The sequence below is a fragment of the Paenibacillus sp. M-152 genome (genome assembly GCF_003856555.1).
Lineage (GTDB): Bacteria > Bacillota > Bacilli > Paenibacillales > Paenibacillaceae > Paenibacillus > Paenibacillus polymyxa_C.
This window is the reverse complement of record NZ_CP034141.1, coordinates 402,737-419,330: the sequence shown is the minus strand read 5'-3', so window position 1 is coordinate 419,330 and position 16,594 is coordinate 402,737. Positions and strand designations below refer to the sequence as shown.

At 46.3% G+C, this 16,594-nt stretch carries 15 protein-coding genes; 3 read left to right on the top strand and 12 right to left on the bottom strand.

Annotation, left to right across the window (positions count from 1 at the left end):
• Positions 1–30: 30 nt before the first annotated feature.
• A complete protein-coding gene (locus EGM68_RS01850) occupies positions 31–1,317 on the bottom strand; it encodes a Gfo/Idh/MocA family protein (RefSeq protein WP_058831167.1) in 1,287 nt (428 codons plus the stop codon).
• 137 nt (positions 1,318–1,454) lie between these two features.
• Between EGM68_RS01850 and EGM68_RS01845 the strand changes: the two genes are divergently transcribed.
• Complete coding sequence (locus tag EGM68_RS01845) at positions 1,455–2,291, top strand: helix-turn-helix transcriptional regulator (protein ID WP_058831166.1); 837 nt, start codon at positions 1,455–1,457, stop codon at positions 2,289–2,291.
• 10 nt (positions 2,292–2,301) lie between these two features.
• On the opposite strand, the gene EGM68_RS01840 is transcribed toward EGM68_RS01845, so the two are convergent.
• The 9 genes from EGM68_RS01840 to EGM68_RS01795 all read right to left on the bottom strand — a co-directional run bounded on the left by EGM68_RS01840 (position 2,302) and on the right by EGM68_RS01795 (position 11,751).
• Positions 2,302–3,132: a carbohydrate ABC transporter permease gene (locus EGM68_RS01840; RefSeq protein WP_013368954.1), complete on the bottom strand. Its 831-nt coding sequence runs from the start codon at positions 3,130–3,132 to the stop codon at positions 2,302–2,304.
• Positions 3,122–3,994: a carbohydrate ABC transporter permease gene (locus EGM68_RS01835; RefSeq protein ID WP_090737338.1), complete on the bottom strand. Its 873-nt coding sequence runs from the start codon at positions 3,992–3,994 to the stop codon at positions 3,122–3,124. The genes EGM68_RS01840 and EGM68_RS01835 overlap by 11 nt, the downstream gene beginning before the upstream one ends.
• A gap of 38 nt (positions 3,995–4,032) precedes the next feature.
• Positions 4,033–5,331: an ABC transporter substrate-binding protein gene (locus EGM68_RS01830; RefSeq protein WP_013368952.1), complete on the bottom strand. Its 1,299-nt coding sequence runs from the start codon at positions 5,329–5,331 to the stop codon at positions 4,033–4,035.
• Positions 5,332–5,598: 267 nt separating this feature from the next.
• A complete protein-coding gene (locus EGM68_RS01825) occupies positions 5,599–6,156 on the bottom strand; it encodes a GNAT family N-acetyltransferase (RefSeq protein WP_014599394.1) in 558 nt (185 codons plus the stop codon).
• A 125-nt stretch (positions 6,157–6,281) separates the two neighbouring features.
• Positions 6,282–7,310 (bottom strand): iron ABC transporter permease, encoded by a 1,029-nt coding sequence (locus tag EGM68_RS01820; RefSeq protein ID WP_090737340.1) that lies wholly within the window; start codon positions 7,308–7,310, stop codon positions 6,282–6,284.
• 276 nt (positions 7,311–7,586) lie between these two features.
• Entirely contained in the window at positions 7,587–8,036 is a 450-nt protein-coding gene (locus tag EGM68_RS01810; RefSeq protein ID WP_090737344.1) for a hypothetical protein, read from the bottom strand.
• 192 nt (positions 8,037–8,228) lie between these two features.
• Positions 8,229–8,591, bottom strand: coding sequence for a DUF1304 domain-containing protein (locus EGM68_RS01805; protein ID WP_013368946.1), 363 nt, complete (start codon positions 8,589–8,591; stop codon positions 8,229–8,231).
• Between the two features lie 136 nt (positions 8,592–8,727).
• On the bottom strand, positions 8,728–10,239 hold the full coding sequence (locus tag EGM68_RS26335; protein ID WP_090737345.1) for a methyl-accepting chemotaxis protein: 1,512 nt from the start codon (positions 10,237–10,239) through the stop codon (positions 8,728–8,730).
• Between the two features lie 258 nt (positions 10,240–10,497).
• Complete coding sequence (locus tag EGM68_RS01795) at positions 10,498–11,751, bottom strand: cation:dicarboxylate symporter family transporter (RefSeq protein ID WP_040102351.1); 1,254 nt, start codon at positions 11,749–11,751, stop codon at positions 10,498–10,500.
• A gap of 211 nt (positions 11,752–11,962) precedes the next feature.
• Between EGM68_RS01795 and EGM68_RS01790 the strand changes: the two genes are divergently transcribed.
• Both EGM68_RS01790 and EGM68_RS01785 read left to right on the top strand, forming a co-directional pair.
• Positions 11,963–13,267: a sensor histidine kinase gene (locus EGM68_RS01790; RefSeq protein WP_040102352.1), complete on the top strand. Its 1,305-nt coding sequence runs from the start codon at positions 11,963–11,965 to the stop codon at positions 13,265–13,267.
• 5 nt (positions 13,268–13,272) lie between these two features.
• The gene (locus EGM68_RS01785; RefSeq protein WP_013368942.1) at positions 13,273–14,202 is read left to right on the top strand and encodes a response regulator; all 930 of its coding nucleotides are present in this window, start codon (positions 13,273–13,275) and stop codon (positions 14,200–14,202) included.
• 102 nt (positions 14,203–14,304) lie between these two features.
• Here EGM68_RS01785 and EGM68_RS01780 read toward each other — a convergent pair whose 3' ends face one another.
• Positions 14,305–14,787 carry a MarR family transcriptional regulator gene (locus EGM68_RS01780; RefSeq protein WP_013368941.1) on the bottom strand — a complete coding sequence of 161 codons (483 nt, stop codon included), beginning with the start codon at positions 14,785–14,787 and terminating at the stop codon, positions 14,305–14,307.
• Positions 14,788–14,884: 97 nt separating this feature from the next.
• Complete coding sequence (locus EGM68_RS01775) at positions 14,885–16,384, bottom strand: monooxygenase (protein WP_129548562.1); 1,500 nt, start codon at positions 16,382–16,384, stop codon at positions 14,885–14,887.
• Between the last annotated feature and the right edge of the window lie 210 nt (positions 16,385–16,594).

Sequence of the window (16,594 nt, the reverse complement as noted above, 5' to 3'; positions counted from 1 at the left end):
TTATTAAAGGTGCTTCCTAGCTTACAATCGTTATAATCGCACCAGTTGCTCCACCTTCACCGGCTGGCCTGTACGCATAGAGCGGTTGGCGGCGATGCCTGTTAAAATGGACCACGCGCCGTCGATATGAGAGGCCGCACGATGAAACCGATCCTCTGCCGGCTTATCGAAAATATCCCGTAGCATGACCGGATCTCCTCCGCCATGTCCCCCCACGCCTTCCTCTACTTCGACCTCGTAAGGTGCTGCAAAGTGAGGATAGATCGTGATGGTTTTCTCTTTTAACGCCCCCTCATCTGCCTTGCTGCCACCGGAATTGACATAGGATTGCTCGGATACCCGAACTTCCATCCGTCCCTTGGTGCCGTTAAATACGATGATAAAGCCCTCCCAAGGCATATAAGCGTTCAGTGAGTAGTTCATTACCGTTTTATTCTGATACTTCACCATGACACTCAGCGTATCCTCGATACTGATATTGTCGCCAAATACGCTTTGGTCCCGCACGTACCCATCCTCATGCTCCGCATCCAGATACATGTTTTTTAGATGTTCGTTACGATCCAAGTGTAAGGCAAATGGGTCATTTTCCGCCGCCTTGCTGCCGTAAGCGCGTTGATAGAACTCCGTCACGCCACGCTGCTCCGCATTTTCCCGGCCGTAAAATTTCAAGTCGCCCATCGCATATACCGTCTCCGGCTTTGAGCCAAGCCAGAAGTTCATCAGATCAAAATGATGCGTCGATTTATGCACCAGCAGACCGCCGCTATTGCGCTTGTCCCGGTGCCAGCGGCGGAAATAATCTGCGCCATGCTGGGTATTCAGCAGCCATTCAAAATTGACTGACAAGATGTCACCCAGCGTCCCGTCCATGATAACCTCACGGATTTTCGTATTATGCGGGGCATAGCGATAGTTAAAGGTGACGCGCAGCTTCCGTCCCGTGCGGTCTATGGCATCCAGAATGTCTTGGCATTTGTCTTCGTCGACCGTCATCGGCTTCTCGGAAATGACATCACAGCCCAACTCCATCGCCCGGATAATATACCGATGATGCACCCGGTCAATGGTGGTGACGATGACGATATCCGGCTTCGTCTCCGCGATCATTCGGTCAAATTCGTGGGCTTTATAGGTTGGAATCGGATGGTGTTCGTATTTCTCCTGCAACAGCCGATTGGCATAATCCATTCTCGTCTGATTGACGTCACAGAACGCGACCAGCTCTGATGTATCTTTGAAAACGGTAACAACTTCACCGTAAAAAAATTCAGCTCTTCCTCCGGTGCCCACAAGCGCATATTTGATTTTAGCCAATTGGTTCACACCCTTTACATGAATTACTTATATTTTATAGTATAAGAAAGAGCAAAATCTTCACTTTTATTGTGAATTCATCCAAAAAGTATGCATATATTATTCTCATGAATGCTTTCATAAAGGAGAACGCTGCTATGATCGCTACACCCCTTTTTGCCATCGAGCGAGCGCTTCGGATGGTGCCTTTTAGCATGTCTGCCGACCATGTCCATCAAGCGCATGAAATCTATTATCTGCTGGCAGGAGAGCGCTACTATTACATTAATCAACGTGTATACGCGCTACAAAAGGGCGATCTGATCTGGATTAGCAAACATGATTTTCACCGTACGAGTAACAAGGGGAGCGGCAGCCATGAGCGAATTTTAATCAACTTTGATGAAGCGTTTGTAGCCTCGTCCACGTCTGTTACTCCATCCAGCGATCAGAGCCACCTGCTTTTGCCTGAAAAAAGCTTTTTGCTTCGCCCCTCCGCGGAAGAACAACGCGAGCTGGAGCATCTGTTCCAGCAAATGCTGGATGAATACCATCAAGAGCATGCATACCGTCATATGTATCTTCAAAGCCTGTTGCTACAGCTACTGATCCGAATCCGCCGCATACAATCAGCGGCTCCTGACACCATAGCGCCGGAACGCAGCGAGCAGCAGCAACGTGTGTACTCGGTGATTGAGTACCTGCATGCCCACTATGCCGAGAAGCTGTCGTTGGAGCAACTGGCAGGACATTTTTATATTAGCAGCACATATCTGTGTCGCATCTTCAAGCAGACCACAGGTTTTACCCTGGTCGAGTATCTTCAGGATGTACGGGTCCAGCAGGCTCGGGCATATTTGAAGGAAACAAACTGGAAAGTGACCGCCATTGCTGAAAAAACGGGCTTTGACAGCATCGCTCACTTTGGCCGTGTATTCAAGCATTTCACCGGGCGTACTCCGTTACAGTATCGGAAATCGCACAAAAAGGAGTAGGGAAACGCCCCTACCCCTTGATGCCTGTTAAGGTAATGCCTTCAATAATTTGCTTTTGGGCAATGATGTAGACGATGAGCACTGGAACGACAGAGATGGTGGTGCCTGCCATCATCAGTGACCAATCGGCGGTATATAGTCCTTTGAAATTGTTGAGCAAAAGCGGAACCGTAAATTTCTCCGGTGTATTGAGATAGATCAGCGGATCAAGAAAGCTATTCCAGGCACCCAAAAAGGTGAAAATTCCGATCGCCGCCAATGCTGGACGAACGAGTGGCAGAATGACACTCCAGTAAATGCGAATGTATCCCGCCCCGTCCATGACTGCTGCTTCCTCCAGATCGCGTGGAATACCCATGACGAATTGACGGAGCAAAAAGACCGCGAATGCATTAAACAAGGCTCCAGGTACGATCAGCGACCAATGCGTATCCAGCCAACCGATACGATCCATCACCAAGTATAACGGAATCATCGTTACCTGCTTAGGCACCATCATCGTAGCGAGGAACAAAATAAACAATATATCTGAACCTGGAAAACGGATTTTAGCAAAAGCATACGCCGCCATAGAAGCGCTAATCAGGGTTGCTGTCACGATGATAAACGTAATGTAAAAGCTATTCATGTAAGCCTGCACGAAGGGCATGGCCTCTAGCGAAGCCGGATAGTTACTCCATACAAACGGATCGGGAATCCATTGCGGCGGAACGACAAAAATTTGAGAGATATCCTTTAGAGAACTGAGGATGGTCCACAGAAATGGAAAAAACATGATTAAAGAGCCGACAGCGAGCAGCACATGGCGCAGGAACATCCTGCCTCTGCAACTAATCTCCATAGTGCACCCACCTCTTTTGCATTTTAAATTGCAGCAGTGTAAATATGAGAATGATCACGAACAAAATCATTGCCGCTGCCGCACTTTCTCCCATCGTGAAATCTATGAATGCCTGATCGTAAATGTGATACACAAGCGTATAGCTTGCTTTGGCCGGCCCGCCATTTGTCATGACGAACGCCTGATCGAACACCTGGAAAGAGCTGATGACCATCATAATGGTGACGAAAAAGGTTGTTGGTGATAATAGCGGCAATGTGATATACCTTAGCTGCTGGAACTTGCTGGCCCCGTCAATTTCGGCTGCCTCGTAATAGCTTTTGGAGATGCCCTGAAGTCCTGCCAAAAAAATGACCATGTTGTATCCCAGTCCCAGCCATATGCTAAGTAGAGCAATCGATGGGATTACCCAATGCGTATCGGTAAGCCACATCGGGCCTACAATCCCAATCGTTCGCAGCAAGTGGTTTAAAATGCCGAATTCGCCGTTCAGTATCCACATCCAGATGACCCCAACCGATACCGAACTGGTTACGACAGGCATGAAAAAAAACAAGCGATAGATTTCCCTGCCCTTCACTTTATTGAGTACGATGGCTACGAGCAGAGCCAACACAATCCCCACCGGAATGACCAGCACCATATAGTAGACCGTATTGATAAGTGCCTTCCAAAAGTCAGGATCAGATAATTGACCTTTAAAATTGTCCAAGCCGACAAACAAAGGTACCCCGAAACCATCCCAATTTACAAAACTTAAGTAAAACGCATATAGCAAGGGCAACAGCGAAAAACATAACAGACCAAGAAACTGGGGGCCAATGAACAGATAGCCCCACAGCGCTTGATACTTTTTCTGCATCTTGTCACCTTCCTCCCTGGTCACGGCCGATCCCGTGTTTACTTGACCGCCTTGGATATGATCTGATTCAACTTTTCAATGGTTGTCGCAGCATCCTGCTTGCCCAGGAACATCAGGTCAATGGTTTCCGTGATATCGGAGTTCAACCCCGGCACCTGTGCATCATACGCCAATGCAGAACCATAAGCATGCCCTTTATCTCGTCCCTCAGTCAGATAGCCCGAGTGCTCAATCGTCGCCTTTTTCATGATGCTCTCGTCTGCGGCAGCAAGCGTACCCATGGCATTGCCACCTTCAACCAGCCGCTCCTCCTGCCCTTTCACAGAGACGTAGAAGGCTGCCAGTTTCATGGCCTCTTGCACATGCGGACTATTTTTGTTTACAGCTACATATGCAACCGGAATGGCAACAGGTTCATTTTTACCGGTGTTAGAGGGCCAGTAGATATAATCAAAGTCGAGGCTTTTATTTTGGCTAAACAAGGGCTCCAGCCATCTTCCTGCCGCCAGCATGCCGACTTGATTGGACATGAACATCGCATCTGCCCCCTGCCCTTTCGGAAGCGAACCAAGGTATACCGCATTTCCCTTTTTCACCATATCGTGCATGAAAGCGAAGGCTTCCTTACCCTTTTCATTGTGGTCCAGCACATATTTGCCTTGTTCATCAAAGATCCGGCCACCATTCGACCACACCCATGAATACCAGTGAGCCCACCAGTTTTCCGCAATATAGCCCTGCTTTCCGGCGGCCTTCAGCTTGGATGTAACCTCCTCAAAGGCGTCCCAGTTCCACTTGCCCTCATCATAGTATTCCTGCGGTGTCTTCACGCCTGCTTCCTTGAATACTTTTTTGTTGTAGTACATGACCATCGGGTTGGAGTCAGGAGTGACTCCATAGATTTCCCCATCACGCTTGGCCGGCCCCCATAATCCTTCCGGAAAATGCTCGGCCTTCACGTCACTTGCGTCACTTTTTAAAAATTCACCCAAAGGCTGCACCTGTTTTGCTCCGATCAAACGCGCCATCGTCGATTCATAGGAATAAAAGACATCCGGTCCGCGGCTTCCCTGTAACTGTGTCAACAGCTTTTGCTCATATTGGTCTCCTGGTACAGGTACCAGCTTAACCTCGATATTCGGATTCTCTTTTTCAAATGCATCCAGTGCCCGCTGATACACCTTCACCTCCGCAGGATTACCCCAAACCTGCATCGTAAGCCGCACTTTTTGCCCAGCTGTGTTCTCTATCTTGGGAGAAGTGCTGCATGCCGCTGCAAGTAAAAACAGAACGCTGAGGAAAAATCCAATCTTTATCCAGCTCATGTAATTATCCACCTTAACCGCCTCCTGTAGCTTCGCATGGTTGTATATCACCCTTCATTTGAAGCGCTTACAAACTTTCCCTATCATCATATGTAGAAGGAGAAAGCGCGATATCCCCATTTTCATTTTTATATAATTTTTTTTCTTTTGAGTGGATCTGATATGACAGCAATCCAGAAGAAAGACATCACGAGGACGTAAAGGTCTGCACAACAAAAAAAGAAGAATGCAGATCACCTGCTTCCTTCTTTTGTATTCCTTCAATTAGGATTCGTTTTTCTATGACTTTATTAGCATCTTTTCAAAAGTGTTATAGCCATTCGTTTCGCCCATATAAGTATAGCCGCATTGTTTGTAAAACCCACTAAGCTTGTCATTGCCCGCAATACAATCTAGACGGATTCGATCCTTGCCTGCAAAACGGATGCCTTGCTCAATCCACTGCATGAGCTCACGGCCCAGTCCCTTCCCACTATTATCTCGATCTACAACCAAACGATGCAGATATACGGAAGTTCCTTCCTCAGAATCTGTCTCCTCTAATCCCCACAATCTACTATCCCAAGCACTGGGCTGCTGCTGCAAAATTACTGCACCTGCCAAGCGATGATCCTCTGACGTTCGGAAAATAACCACTTCTCCGCGTGCAATAGCACCACCCAGATTGTGATCATCTTCTCCTTTTAGTAATTTGCCCCATTGCGTGGAGCCCTTGCTGTGCAGCCATCTAGCCGTCTTTAAAATTAATTCGTGAACCTCAGCCTGATCTTCAGCACTTGCCTGAAAAGCTGTTAATCCTGGTTTGACGGATGGATCGACAATAGTCATTGATGTCATGCTGCACCTCAACCCTCTGATTATTTTATTAATGTATAAAATATAGCATAAAAAAGAGAGTATGATGAGCTGGCAGAGCAGTATGATAACAGTCTAGCTGTCCGGTAAATATTACGTTTGATAATCTAGTACTTCTCAAGCAGAGAGCTTCTTTTCCATTCTCCCCGCACCATAAAGACCAAGAAGGGTATGCCAACGCAGGCCAGCACCGGGGTTAAGGGCAACCCAACCGGCTCGTTGATTCTAGCGGAAATGACTTTGGCCAGCATTAATAGGCCTCCCCCCCAAAGGATGGAGCCCAAAATGAGAAGCCGCGGACGGTTTCCTATCATACAACGCATGAAATAAGGCACAATAAGTCCTATATATCCGATGGCACCACACGCCCACACCGTAGCGGCGGTCAACACCATTGCAAAGGGAATGTACAGTGGTCTAAGCTGCTTGGGGAATGCGGAGACAGATCCTGCAACGAGAAGTGTAACCAAGGCAAGCCAAAACGTGAATGATCCTTCCCTTATTCCCCAGCCTCCCACAGAAATTGCCCACTCTTGCTGATTTTCTCCAAGTAGCACAATAAACCCAGAGATTGAACGAAGGGCTACATCCATAATGAAACCAATCATGAATAAATGAATTCCCGCAGACCGCCCTCGAATGAAACGGATTCTATTTAATTTAAATACAATGAATCCCCCAAATACCGCTCCTGCAATACAAAGGGCCATACTACCAAAAGAGTCTATGTCTAATCCCAATAAAAGGACAACACATAGCCCCACCATTGCCCCAGGCATAAGTCCGGTTAAGGTTGGTGATGCAAATCGATTAACTGTTCGTAATTGTAAAAGAGTTCCTGATACGGCCAGACATCCTCCGAGCAACAACATATCCAAGGCAAATGGCATACGAGTTTGGTATACAACTTCCTTTAATATGGGATCGGGATTGGAAGAAAACAAAACTTCCCATAACTCCGCATAGCTGATAGGGAATATGCCTGTGATTAGAGAAAGGGAGAAACTAAAGATCAAGAAAGCCAATCCTGCAACCAGGGTCAAAACAATTCTTTGTGGACGTGGTGAAATTGCGTTCGGTTCAGCGACGATCGTCCCACCTCCATATTCACTCCTATGTATTTCTTGTTCACTCATCAGTTTTAAAATATCCCCTTTCCTCACTTTCCATAAAATATAAATACTACTATACTTTTATCGGTCATATATGGTGAAAAATGTAACCTTTCTAATCATTTCAATCGATGATATCCGTATGAGAAAAGATGGAAAGGTTGTGAATGAGGCGCCAAGCCGTAACCGTATCTTCTCAAGTATGAAAATGATGAAGAAGAATCGCATTAAAAAACGAGCTGGCCTCCCTGGCCAGCTCGTTTCAATTTCTGGTAAAGTGGGTTACTCCCTCCCCACGATTTAATTCGTCTTTGCAGCAGGCACAATTCGGTACAATCCTGCAGTATCGCCAGTCGCGGGACGTGCTTCCTGAATGACCCAGCCTAACGACAGCACCTGCTCCAGCCGATCATACTCAGCCTGCGTCAGTTCGGATGTCACAGCTTCGCTTCCTTCTTCCAGAGACAGCTCAGGCTCACGTCCGGGCGCCACGGCAATCCACGAACGAATGCCACGGATCGTATTATATTTGATCTGATACCCGTCTGTTACCGCGTTGACAAACACCTCCGGCTCTTTGGACGCCAGCCCGGTGGCCAGTTCCGTATAATCAAACTGTCCGTCCGTTGGCAGCTCATTTTGCTGCGCCCGATGGATGAGTTCCTCATGGGACCAGCCTAATGAACGTAAAGATTCCAGCATGAGCGCGTCCCACTGGGAAATACGTACTCTTTTCGTCGATTCAGTCATCGTTTTTTACCTCCTATGGGTTATGTGCACCGTACCATCGATCTTAACCTAACGGCCAACCGGGTACGCCACATAATGGCCGGGACTAATTTCTTTCAGCTCGCCGGTATCGCTGCTATCCTTGTCCCATGCCCATTTTAATGAACGAAATGTGATCGAATGAGCAAAAAAGACACCCGTTAAGAGTGTCATTTAGAAGACCAGCAAACTGATTAATGCCAGAATGGCAGGCAAGCCTTGCTTTAGTAAAATAGATTTATTGGCAGTTAATGCACCATACACCGCAGCCACTACCACGCAAATGACAAAAAATAATTGGATTTGCCGCCCGATCACAGGATCGGGATAGAACAAGCCCCAGACCAATCCAGCAGCCAGAAATCCGTTATACAGCCCCTGATTGGCTGCCAGAGATTTGGTCACTCCTGCCAGTTCCTTCGAGGTACCGAACGTACGAATCGCGCGTGGAGTCGTCCACAGAAACATTTCCAACACTAAAATGTACACGTGCTCCAGCGCTACAATTCCAACCAATATTGAACTAAGTAGGCTCAAATCGTTTCCTCTTTTCCACATGAAGTTACTATGAGGTCATTTTTAGATCGATCGTCAAAAGTATAGTTCATCTACCAAAAACAGTAAAGAGACCGAGCCTATGGCCCGGTCTAATATTCACCTGAAATCTAAAACCTTACATCGTTCTCGCAAAATCCAACAAAGCTTTGGACATACTGTTGATCTCGTCCGTAGATGCATTCACTTGCTGCGTTAGCGCGGCTTGTGTTTGTGTCAGCGTAGACATGTTCCCGATGTTGTGCAGAATTCGCTCAATGAGTGTTTTCATTTCGTCCAGGCTGGTCTCGATATTCCCGGTCGCATCAGCACTATGGATGGCAAGTTTTCTCACTTCATCTGCAACTACTGCAAAACCACGTCCCTGCTCGCCTGCTCGCGATGCCTCGATTGCAGCATTCAGACCCAACAGATTCGTTTGATTCGCAATCTCTTTAATGAAGTTCGAAATGTTTTGCGTCTCTTCTGCACTGACTTTGGCTTGATTCGCTGCCTCTGTCGATTGCTCTTGAGCGGTAGCCAATTCCTGTGCCTGGTTACTAACCGAGTTAACACCGTTCACCATTTCTGTAATGGAATCAGAGAGATGCTGAATTTTGAGCGTAAGCTCATCCGCCACAGCCTGCTTTTCCTTTTCCACTGTGATATCACGGATTGTTCCGGCAATGCGAATAGGTACTCCCCTGCTATCGCGCAATGTTTTCCCACTGCAATAGTACCAGCGATGTTCACCATTCTTACGCACTAAACGGCATTCCATTTCGTACGGTGTGCGCCCCGTATAATCATTTAAATGATCATTCAAAACTTTAATCGCCATTTCAGCATCCTCAGGATACAGGATTGAAGCCCAGCTGCTAAGCTTGCTTGGAAAATCCTGCTCGTCCTTAAAACCCAGCGTTTCGCGGAATTGCGGTGACCACCAAAATGTATTATCCGGATTCTCTATGTCCCCTCCGATAATATTTACATCGTAAGGAGCTTCAACCAACACGAGGTTAATGAGGTCGTATCTTGTAACTAGAGCCTGAAGCTCCTCCGACTTAATCTTCTGATCGTGCACATCCAGCAGAGCGCCCGCAATCCGAAGCGGCACTCCCTTCTCGTCGCGGATCGTCGTTCCGGTAGCCCGGAACCAGCGGTATTCTCCATGCTTCAGCTTCAAACGATACTGTACGTCATATGGCGTCTTTCCCGTAAAATCCAGCAAATGATCAGACAATTCTGCCAAAGACCTGTCATAATCTTCGGGGTGCAGTCGAGATGACCAGCTGTCCAATACATTGGGGAATTCTTTTTCGCTCTGATATCCCAGCATAGAACGGAATTCTTCCGACCATGTGAACGTATTATTGGGATTGACAGGATCACCCGCAATGACCTCCATGTCCCATAATCCAATCTCTATCGCCTTGGTAACAAGCTTCAAACGGATATCAACATGCTGAGCATCATTTTTCATGGACTCTATCGCTTGGTTAACATTGTTTGCGATTTCTTGAACCTCAGGAGATGCTGAGGAGACTTGTATTGCAGCAGCATAATCCTTTTGCTGTATTCTCTGTGAAAGTTTGCGGCTTTCTTCTACTAAAGGAGCAAGTGATTGAGACTCATTTTTCTTGAGAAACATGCATGATCTTCCCTTCTAAGCCAATATATAAAACGGTATAATTTAATATCGGTATTTTATTAAGAATCATTATAAATAATTCTATAATCACATAGGTACTAAGGCTTATTTTTCATGCCCATATACCTATATATCCATACAAAAAACATCGAAAAATGTCGAAAAAGGAAGTGTGTTAACAAGTCTGGAAACAAAAAGAACACCTCTGCATTACTTCGCAAAGGTGCTCTTTTTATCCACTATACGGTTCAATGTATCTTATTTAATTGAGGCAACGTATTCCTCGCCTTTTTCTTTATCATATTGGCCTTCCCATTTGGACATGACTACAGCCGCAAGTGAGTTCCCTAAAACATTGACTACCGTACGCGCCATATCCAGAATACGATCAATACCAGCGATAAAGGCCAGACCTTCCAGCGGGAGATTCACTGCTCCCAGCGTAGCGAGCAACACGACAAAGGAAGCACCCGGCACACCAGCAATCCCTTTGGAGGAAATAATCAGTACGAGTACAAGCGTGATTTGGGTCGTGATCGGCATATCAATGCCATACATTTGGGCAATAAAAATGGCAGCTAGTGCCTGATACAGAGTGGAGCCATCCAGATTAAAAGAATATCCGATCGGAATGACAAAGGACGTGATTCCCTTCGGACATCCGAATTTCTCCATCTTCTCCATGATCTTAGGCAGGACACTTTCCGAGCTGGCCGTCGAATACGCAAGCAACAGCTCACTTTTCAAAATTTTAACCATGGTCCAGAGACGGGTACCGCAAAGCTTGGCGATAATTCCAAAAACAATCACAATGAACAGTAACATGGAGCCGTACACTGACAGGACAAGCTTCAATAACGGCCATAACGAAGCTAATCCAAACTTGGCCACTGTCGTTCCAATCAGTGCAAATACGCCAAACGGAGCCAAGCGCATAACCTGATTGGTTACCCAGAACATGGCGTCGGCTACACCTTCAAAGAAGTTCAGCACAGGCTTGCCCTTGTTACCAATCGCAGCTACTCCTAGTCCAAACAACACGGAGAAGAATATAATAGCCAGCATATCTCCTTCGCCCAGAGCTTGAATAACATTGGTAGGTACAATATGCACAATTGTATCTATAAAGTTATGGCCAGACTTTTCTGCAGTCTCCACATAGGAATGGATATCGCTTTTGGCCAGGTGGGACATGTCCACGCCCTCACCGGGTCGAACCAGATTGGCAACAAGCAGACCAAATAGGATTGCAATGGTTGTTACAATTTCAAAGTACAGAATCGACTTCCCGCCGAGTTTCCCCAGTTTCTTCATATCTCCGACGCCGGCTACACCGATAATGAGCGTTGAGATCACAATAGGTACGACAATCATCTTAATTAAGCGGATGAAAATATCACCGATCGGCTTTAAGTAGACTTCCACCCCTGAATTGCCGTAAAATAAGGCACCAACAATAATACCTAAAGCCAGACCGATAAAGATTTGCATTGTTAAATTAATCTTTTTCACTTCATGTCCCCCCTGGCTGGTTTGTATATTTTTGCAGTATGCAGCTCTTAATATTCAAATGATGTTATTTATACTACAATCCGAACTATAAAAACCGACAGTTATCTACACATGTATTTCTTTTTTTCTATAAATTCACAAACATTAATGTTGAGCCTGTGAATTTATCTTACATTGCCTTTCTGAAACAAATATCCGGAGGTGAATTGGGATGAAGCTAAATACCCTTCTTTTCCTGCTGATGCTTATCTTTGTACCACTGGCAGGTGAGTTGAATATTCACCCGTTCGATAATACATTTCGTCTCAGCTTCGGTACGCCTGTGTTTTTTTTCTTTCTGTTATCCATACGTCAAATTCCGCCTGCACTCTCGGGTGTGCTTGTCGGGATCGCAGTAGTCGCTTTTCGCATTTCACTCAATCATTATCTCCATCCCGGGTCTTCCTTTGAAGCGTTGGTGACCTTGCATGGACCTACCTTTTTTTATTACATGGTTTATGGCCTGCTCTTTCAGGTCCTTAACATTAATGCCGAGCCTTACCGCGCACTGCGCGTAGGCCTCCTCTCGGTGGGGATTGAGGTTGCCGCAAGTGTGGCGGAACTTAGTGTCCGGCGAAGCATTGACGGCGATTTCTGGGACATCATGAAGATCAGCAAAGTGGCTTTTATGGCCATGATCCGCAGCTTCTTCGTGCTTGGGTTCTATAATATGATTCGATTAAATCAATCTGTTCAGCATGAAGAGGCACAAAGACAGCAGACAGAGCGAATTTTACTTCTGGTGTCGGACCTGTACGAGGAGTCAGTCCAGTTAGGCAAAACTCTATCGCACGCAGAGCGGATTACCCGTGAAAGCTATGAACTCTACCGTGAACTGCAGCAGGATGAATCTCTGAAAGATAGAGAGCATTACGCCAGACAGGCGCTACGTATTTCCGGACAGGTCCATGAGATTAAAAAAGACAGCCAGCGGATCTTTGCCGGTTTGTCCAAGCTCATTGATTCGGAAAGCGACGTGCATTATATGACTTCACAGGAACTTGGTGAGCTGATCGTCCGAACGAACAGCAAATACGCCCAATCGCTGGGCAAGTCTATCCGTTTCACGCTGAATTTCGATCCTTTGTTGCCTAAACTGCATGTTTATACAGTTCTCACGCTGATTAACAATCTGACATCCAATTCAGTGGAAGCGATGAAGGACAGCGGAAGGATTGACGTTTCCATTCATTTTCTACCGGGACAAGAGGATATAATATCCTTTAGTGTCACCGATAACGGTCCAGGTATTCCTCAGCGTAAACGGGAAATGATCTTCACACCGGGATACACGACCAAGTATGATGAGGGAGGACAACCTTCGACCGGCATGGGTTTATTTTATGTGCGTGAAGTCGCGGAGAGCCTTGATGGAACGCTTGAACTACTACAAAATGAAGATGAGCACACAGATAGATCACAGACCACTTTTAGAGTCATATTGCCTTTACGGAAACTGACGGAGAAAGGAAGATAGCCCGGATGCGTTTTTATATAGTAGATGACGATCAGGGGATTCGTTCTATGCTGGCAGACATTATTGAAGACGAGGGTTTAGGGGAGGTCGTTGGGGAAGCGGAGGACGGTTCCTACGTGAATAGCAGCCTGCTGGAGTTGAACCGAATTGATGTGTTACTGATTGATCTGCTGATGCCGCTTCGTGACGGCATTCAGACCGTGCGTGCACTTGGTGATCAATTTAGCGGAAAAATCATTATGATTTCTCGGATTGAATCCAAAAACATGATCGGTGAGGCATACTCGCTAGGTATTGAATATTATATTGCCAAGCCCTTGAATCGACTGGAAATTATTGCAGTTATCCAAAAGGTGACCGAACGCCTGCGCATGCAACAGTCCATTACAGATATCCAGCGCACACTGCAAGGACTGTCGATGTTCACATCGAATAGCCCATCAGCGACACTGGAACCGACCCGAAACATTGTCAGTTCAGGGCAGTTTCTGCTCTCCGAGATGGGAATGATCGGCGAAGCCGGAAGTGTGGATTTACTGGATATGCTGGAATATCTGGAGCAATATGAGGAAGAAACCGGCAATCTATCGCCCTATCTGTTTCCCTCGCTAAAGGATATATTTGCGAATATAGCGTCCAAACGATTAGGAGACTCGGCCTCAGCAATAGAGTTGAGCAAGGAAATCAAGGCATCGGAGCAGCGTGTCCGCCGCGCCATTTTCCAGACATTAAGCCATATAGTATCGCTCGGATTGACCGACTATACCCATCCTAAGTTTGAAAATTATGCATCCAAATTTTTTGATTTTACAGAAATCCGCAAAAAAATGCTGGAGTTGCAAAACAATGTGGAGCCTTCACTGTCCCAAGCCCGCATTAATACGAAAAAGTTCGTCCAGGTGCTCTATATGGAAGCAAAACGACTATTGCATTAAAAGAAAAGCACCTGCATCTCCCCATGTGGCTATCACACAGAGATGAAACAGGTGCACATTGTCGATGATTTAAATGTCTCTTGTATTAAGATTCTTGTTCTGCTACTCCATAGCTTCCAAGAAACCTACGCCATCGGACAGCAGACGCTTCAAGACATGTAGTTCTTCCGAGCTATAACGATCTAAAAATTGAAATAACTGATGCTGTACCTTAGCATGCAGCCGCTCATGTACAAGAAAGAGCTTTTTCCCTAACGGGGTTAGCCGAAAATAAATTTCTTTCTTGTTGTCGTTCAGCTGGGTTCTGCGAATCCAGCCTTCCTTGAGCAGCTTGGTGCTAACTTTCGAAATGGTACCTTTGCTCAGCTCCATTCGTTCCGCTAATGTCGTAACATTGATCGGCTCATGCCTCCCAATACAATCCATAACGTGCACATCCGTCATATTGAGCGAAGTCATTCCGTCAAAGTGCTCGCGGATTTCTTCGAGAAAGGTCATGCTCTCTCTCTGCTGATGCTGCTCCAGCTGGTGATTCATCTTAATAAGCAAATCATAGACATGCTGAACCGATGTCGCCTTCTCCATACGAACAAGTAGTCACTCCTTTGGCATACTCCTCCTTTCATTATAGCCCACATTTGTTTCACAGGAAACAATATGGTCATGATCATACCTTTTTCCTTTATATTAACGTGACAATGCCATCCTTAATAACACTCGCTATATCCGTTTGTTCCACCGAAATGGCCCAGGCGATATACCCATCGGGACGGATGAAAACCGTATGCACACCTCTCCATCCAACGGGCAATTCTTCGGCTATGGCCTCCACATATGAAATATGTGAAAGGAAGATATGGCGAAACTCATTCGATACCTTAGAATCCTGTGCAAGATGGAGAAGTACAAAGCGGCCTTCATGAAGAAGATCGTAAGCATACGATGTCACTCCGTCAGGCAACTGCAATTCAAAATCCGCAAACCGTTTTCCGTTCAGCGGATGCTGCGGTATATTGCCAGCCGCTGGATAACATACATCCAGTGCACTAATCTGCTCTGCCATAGACCGATTAATTTCCGGATGGCGGAACCATTCCTCGTGTAATTGGCGGTGTGCCAATACAGCAGGCGTAAAATCCAATAAGCGAGTCTGAACCTCGGTATTCCGTAAAAACTGCGTATTAACCGGATAACGTTCGTCATGATAACTATTCAGCAGCGTGTCTGGAGCCCAGCCACGAATCACTCCTGCCAGCTTCCATCCCAGATTCGCCGCCTCTTGCAAGCCAACATTCATTCCCTGTCCACCTGCCGGGAAGTGAATATGCGCAGCATCACCTGCTAGTAGGATTCTTCCTTTTCGATATGTCTGCGCTTGCCGCGTTGCATTCCCGAATCGGGATAACCAGCGAGGATTGGTGACGCCAAGATCTGTACCAAGCAGATCGCGCAGTTCTGTCCGCACTTCTTCCAGCGTCACAGGTACGTCTTTGGGGACATTTATCAGTCGAGGTGTAGTCAAAATAACCCGATAAATATCTGGAGACACAGGGGCAATCATCACCCCACCTCGTTCACTATATTCGGAATGTACGCCATTTTCAGGCGGATTGGCTAACTCTACATCCGCTAATACAGCGGTCAGAGTCGTATCCGTGCCCGGAAAAGCAATCCCGGCTTGTTTTCGCACGATACTCCCGGCCCCATCCGCTCCTACGACATAGGCAGCAGTCATCACCGATACATTGGCTTGTGCTCCAGATGCACATACACTAACCACCTCTACGCCCTGCCCTTGCTCTCGCACAGATACCACTTCCATACCACGGTGAACGACAACTCCCAGCTTGAGCGCATGCTCCTCGATCACTTGCTCTGTAATCACCTGTGGAATAAACAACGTATAATTGGAGGAACTATCAAGCACAGAAAAGTCCAAGCGGGTATTCAGCATTGAAAAGTGACCTGTACGTATAGGTCTGCCGCGCTTCATAAACCGCTCCTTTAATCCACGCATATCAAACATCTCAAGCGTCCGTGGATGTAGCGTAAGCGCACGCGACTGGCCAATAGGCTCCTCTAAACGTTCAATTACACATACGCTTACCCTCGCCAATGCCAATTCAGCAGCTAACCACATCCCAACAGGTCCGCCGCCTACTACAATCACTTCGTAATCCATGTTCACACCCCTTATTTAAAAACTTTATTCTCGCCACCTAATTGTTTCTAAAGAAACAATATACATATACGAAAAGCTCCCCTTAACATTTCCGTATATATTAAACAACATATACAAATGTCTTTTATTGTTTCTCTTGAAACAATATTATTGTAATTTAATTGATAACAATTATCAACTACTTTATTAAAATGATTTCTGTCCTTTACT

Coding starts and splice junctions, on each gene's coding strand:
- EGM68_RS01845 (WP_058831166.1), top strand. CDS start 1,455: ATGATCGCTACACCCCTTTTTGCCATCGAGCGAGCGCTTCGGATGGTG.
- EGM68_RS01840 (WP_013368954.1), bottom strand. CDS start 3,132: ATGGAGATTAGTTGCAGAGGCAGGATGTTCCTGCGCCATGTGCTGCTC.
- EGM68_RS01835 (WP_090737338.1), bottom strand. CDS start 3,994: ATGCAGAAAAAGTATCAAGCGCTGTGGGGCTATCTGTTCATTGGCCCC.
- EGM68_RS01825 (WP_014599394.1), bottom strand. CDS start 6,156: ATGACATCAATGACTATTGTCGATCCATCCGTCAAACCAGGATTAACA.
- EGM68_RS01820 (WP_090737340.1), bottom strand. CDS start 7,310: ATGAGTGAACAAGAAATACATAGGAGTGAATATGGAGGTGGGACGATC.
- EGM68_RS01810 (WP_090737344.1), bottom strand. CDS start 8,036: ATGACTGAATCGACGAAAAGAGTACGTATTTCCCAGTGGGACGCGCTC.
- EGM68_RS26335 (WP_090737345.1), bottom strand. CDS start 10,239: ATGTTTCTCAAGAAAAATGAGTCTCAATCACTTGCTCCTTTAGTAGAA.
- EGM68_RS01790 (WP_040102352.1), top strand. CDS start 11,963: ATGAAGCTAAATACCCTTCTTTTCCTGCTGATGCTTATCTTTGTACCA.
- EGM68_RS01785 (WP_013368942.1), top strand. CDS start 13,273: ATGCGTTTTTATATAGTAGATGACGATCAGGGGATTCGTTCTATGCTG.
- EGM68_RS01780 (WP_013368941.1), bottom strand. CDS start 14,787: ATGGAGAAGGCGACATCGGTTCAGCATGTCTATGATTTGCTTATTAAG.
- EGM68_RS01775 (WP_129548562.1), bottom strand. CDS start 16,384: ATGGATTACGAAGTGATTGTAGTAGGCGGCGGACCTGTTGGGATGTGG.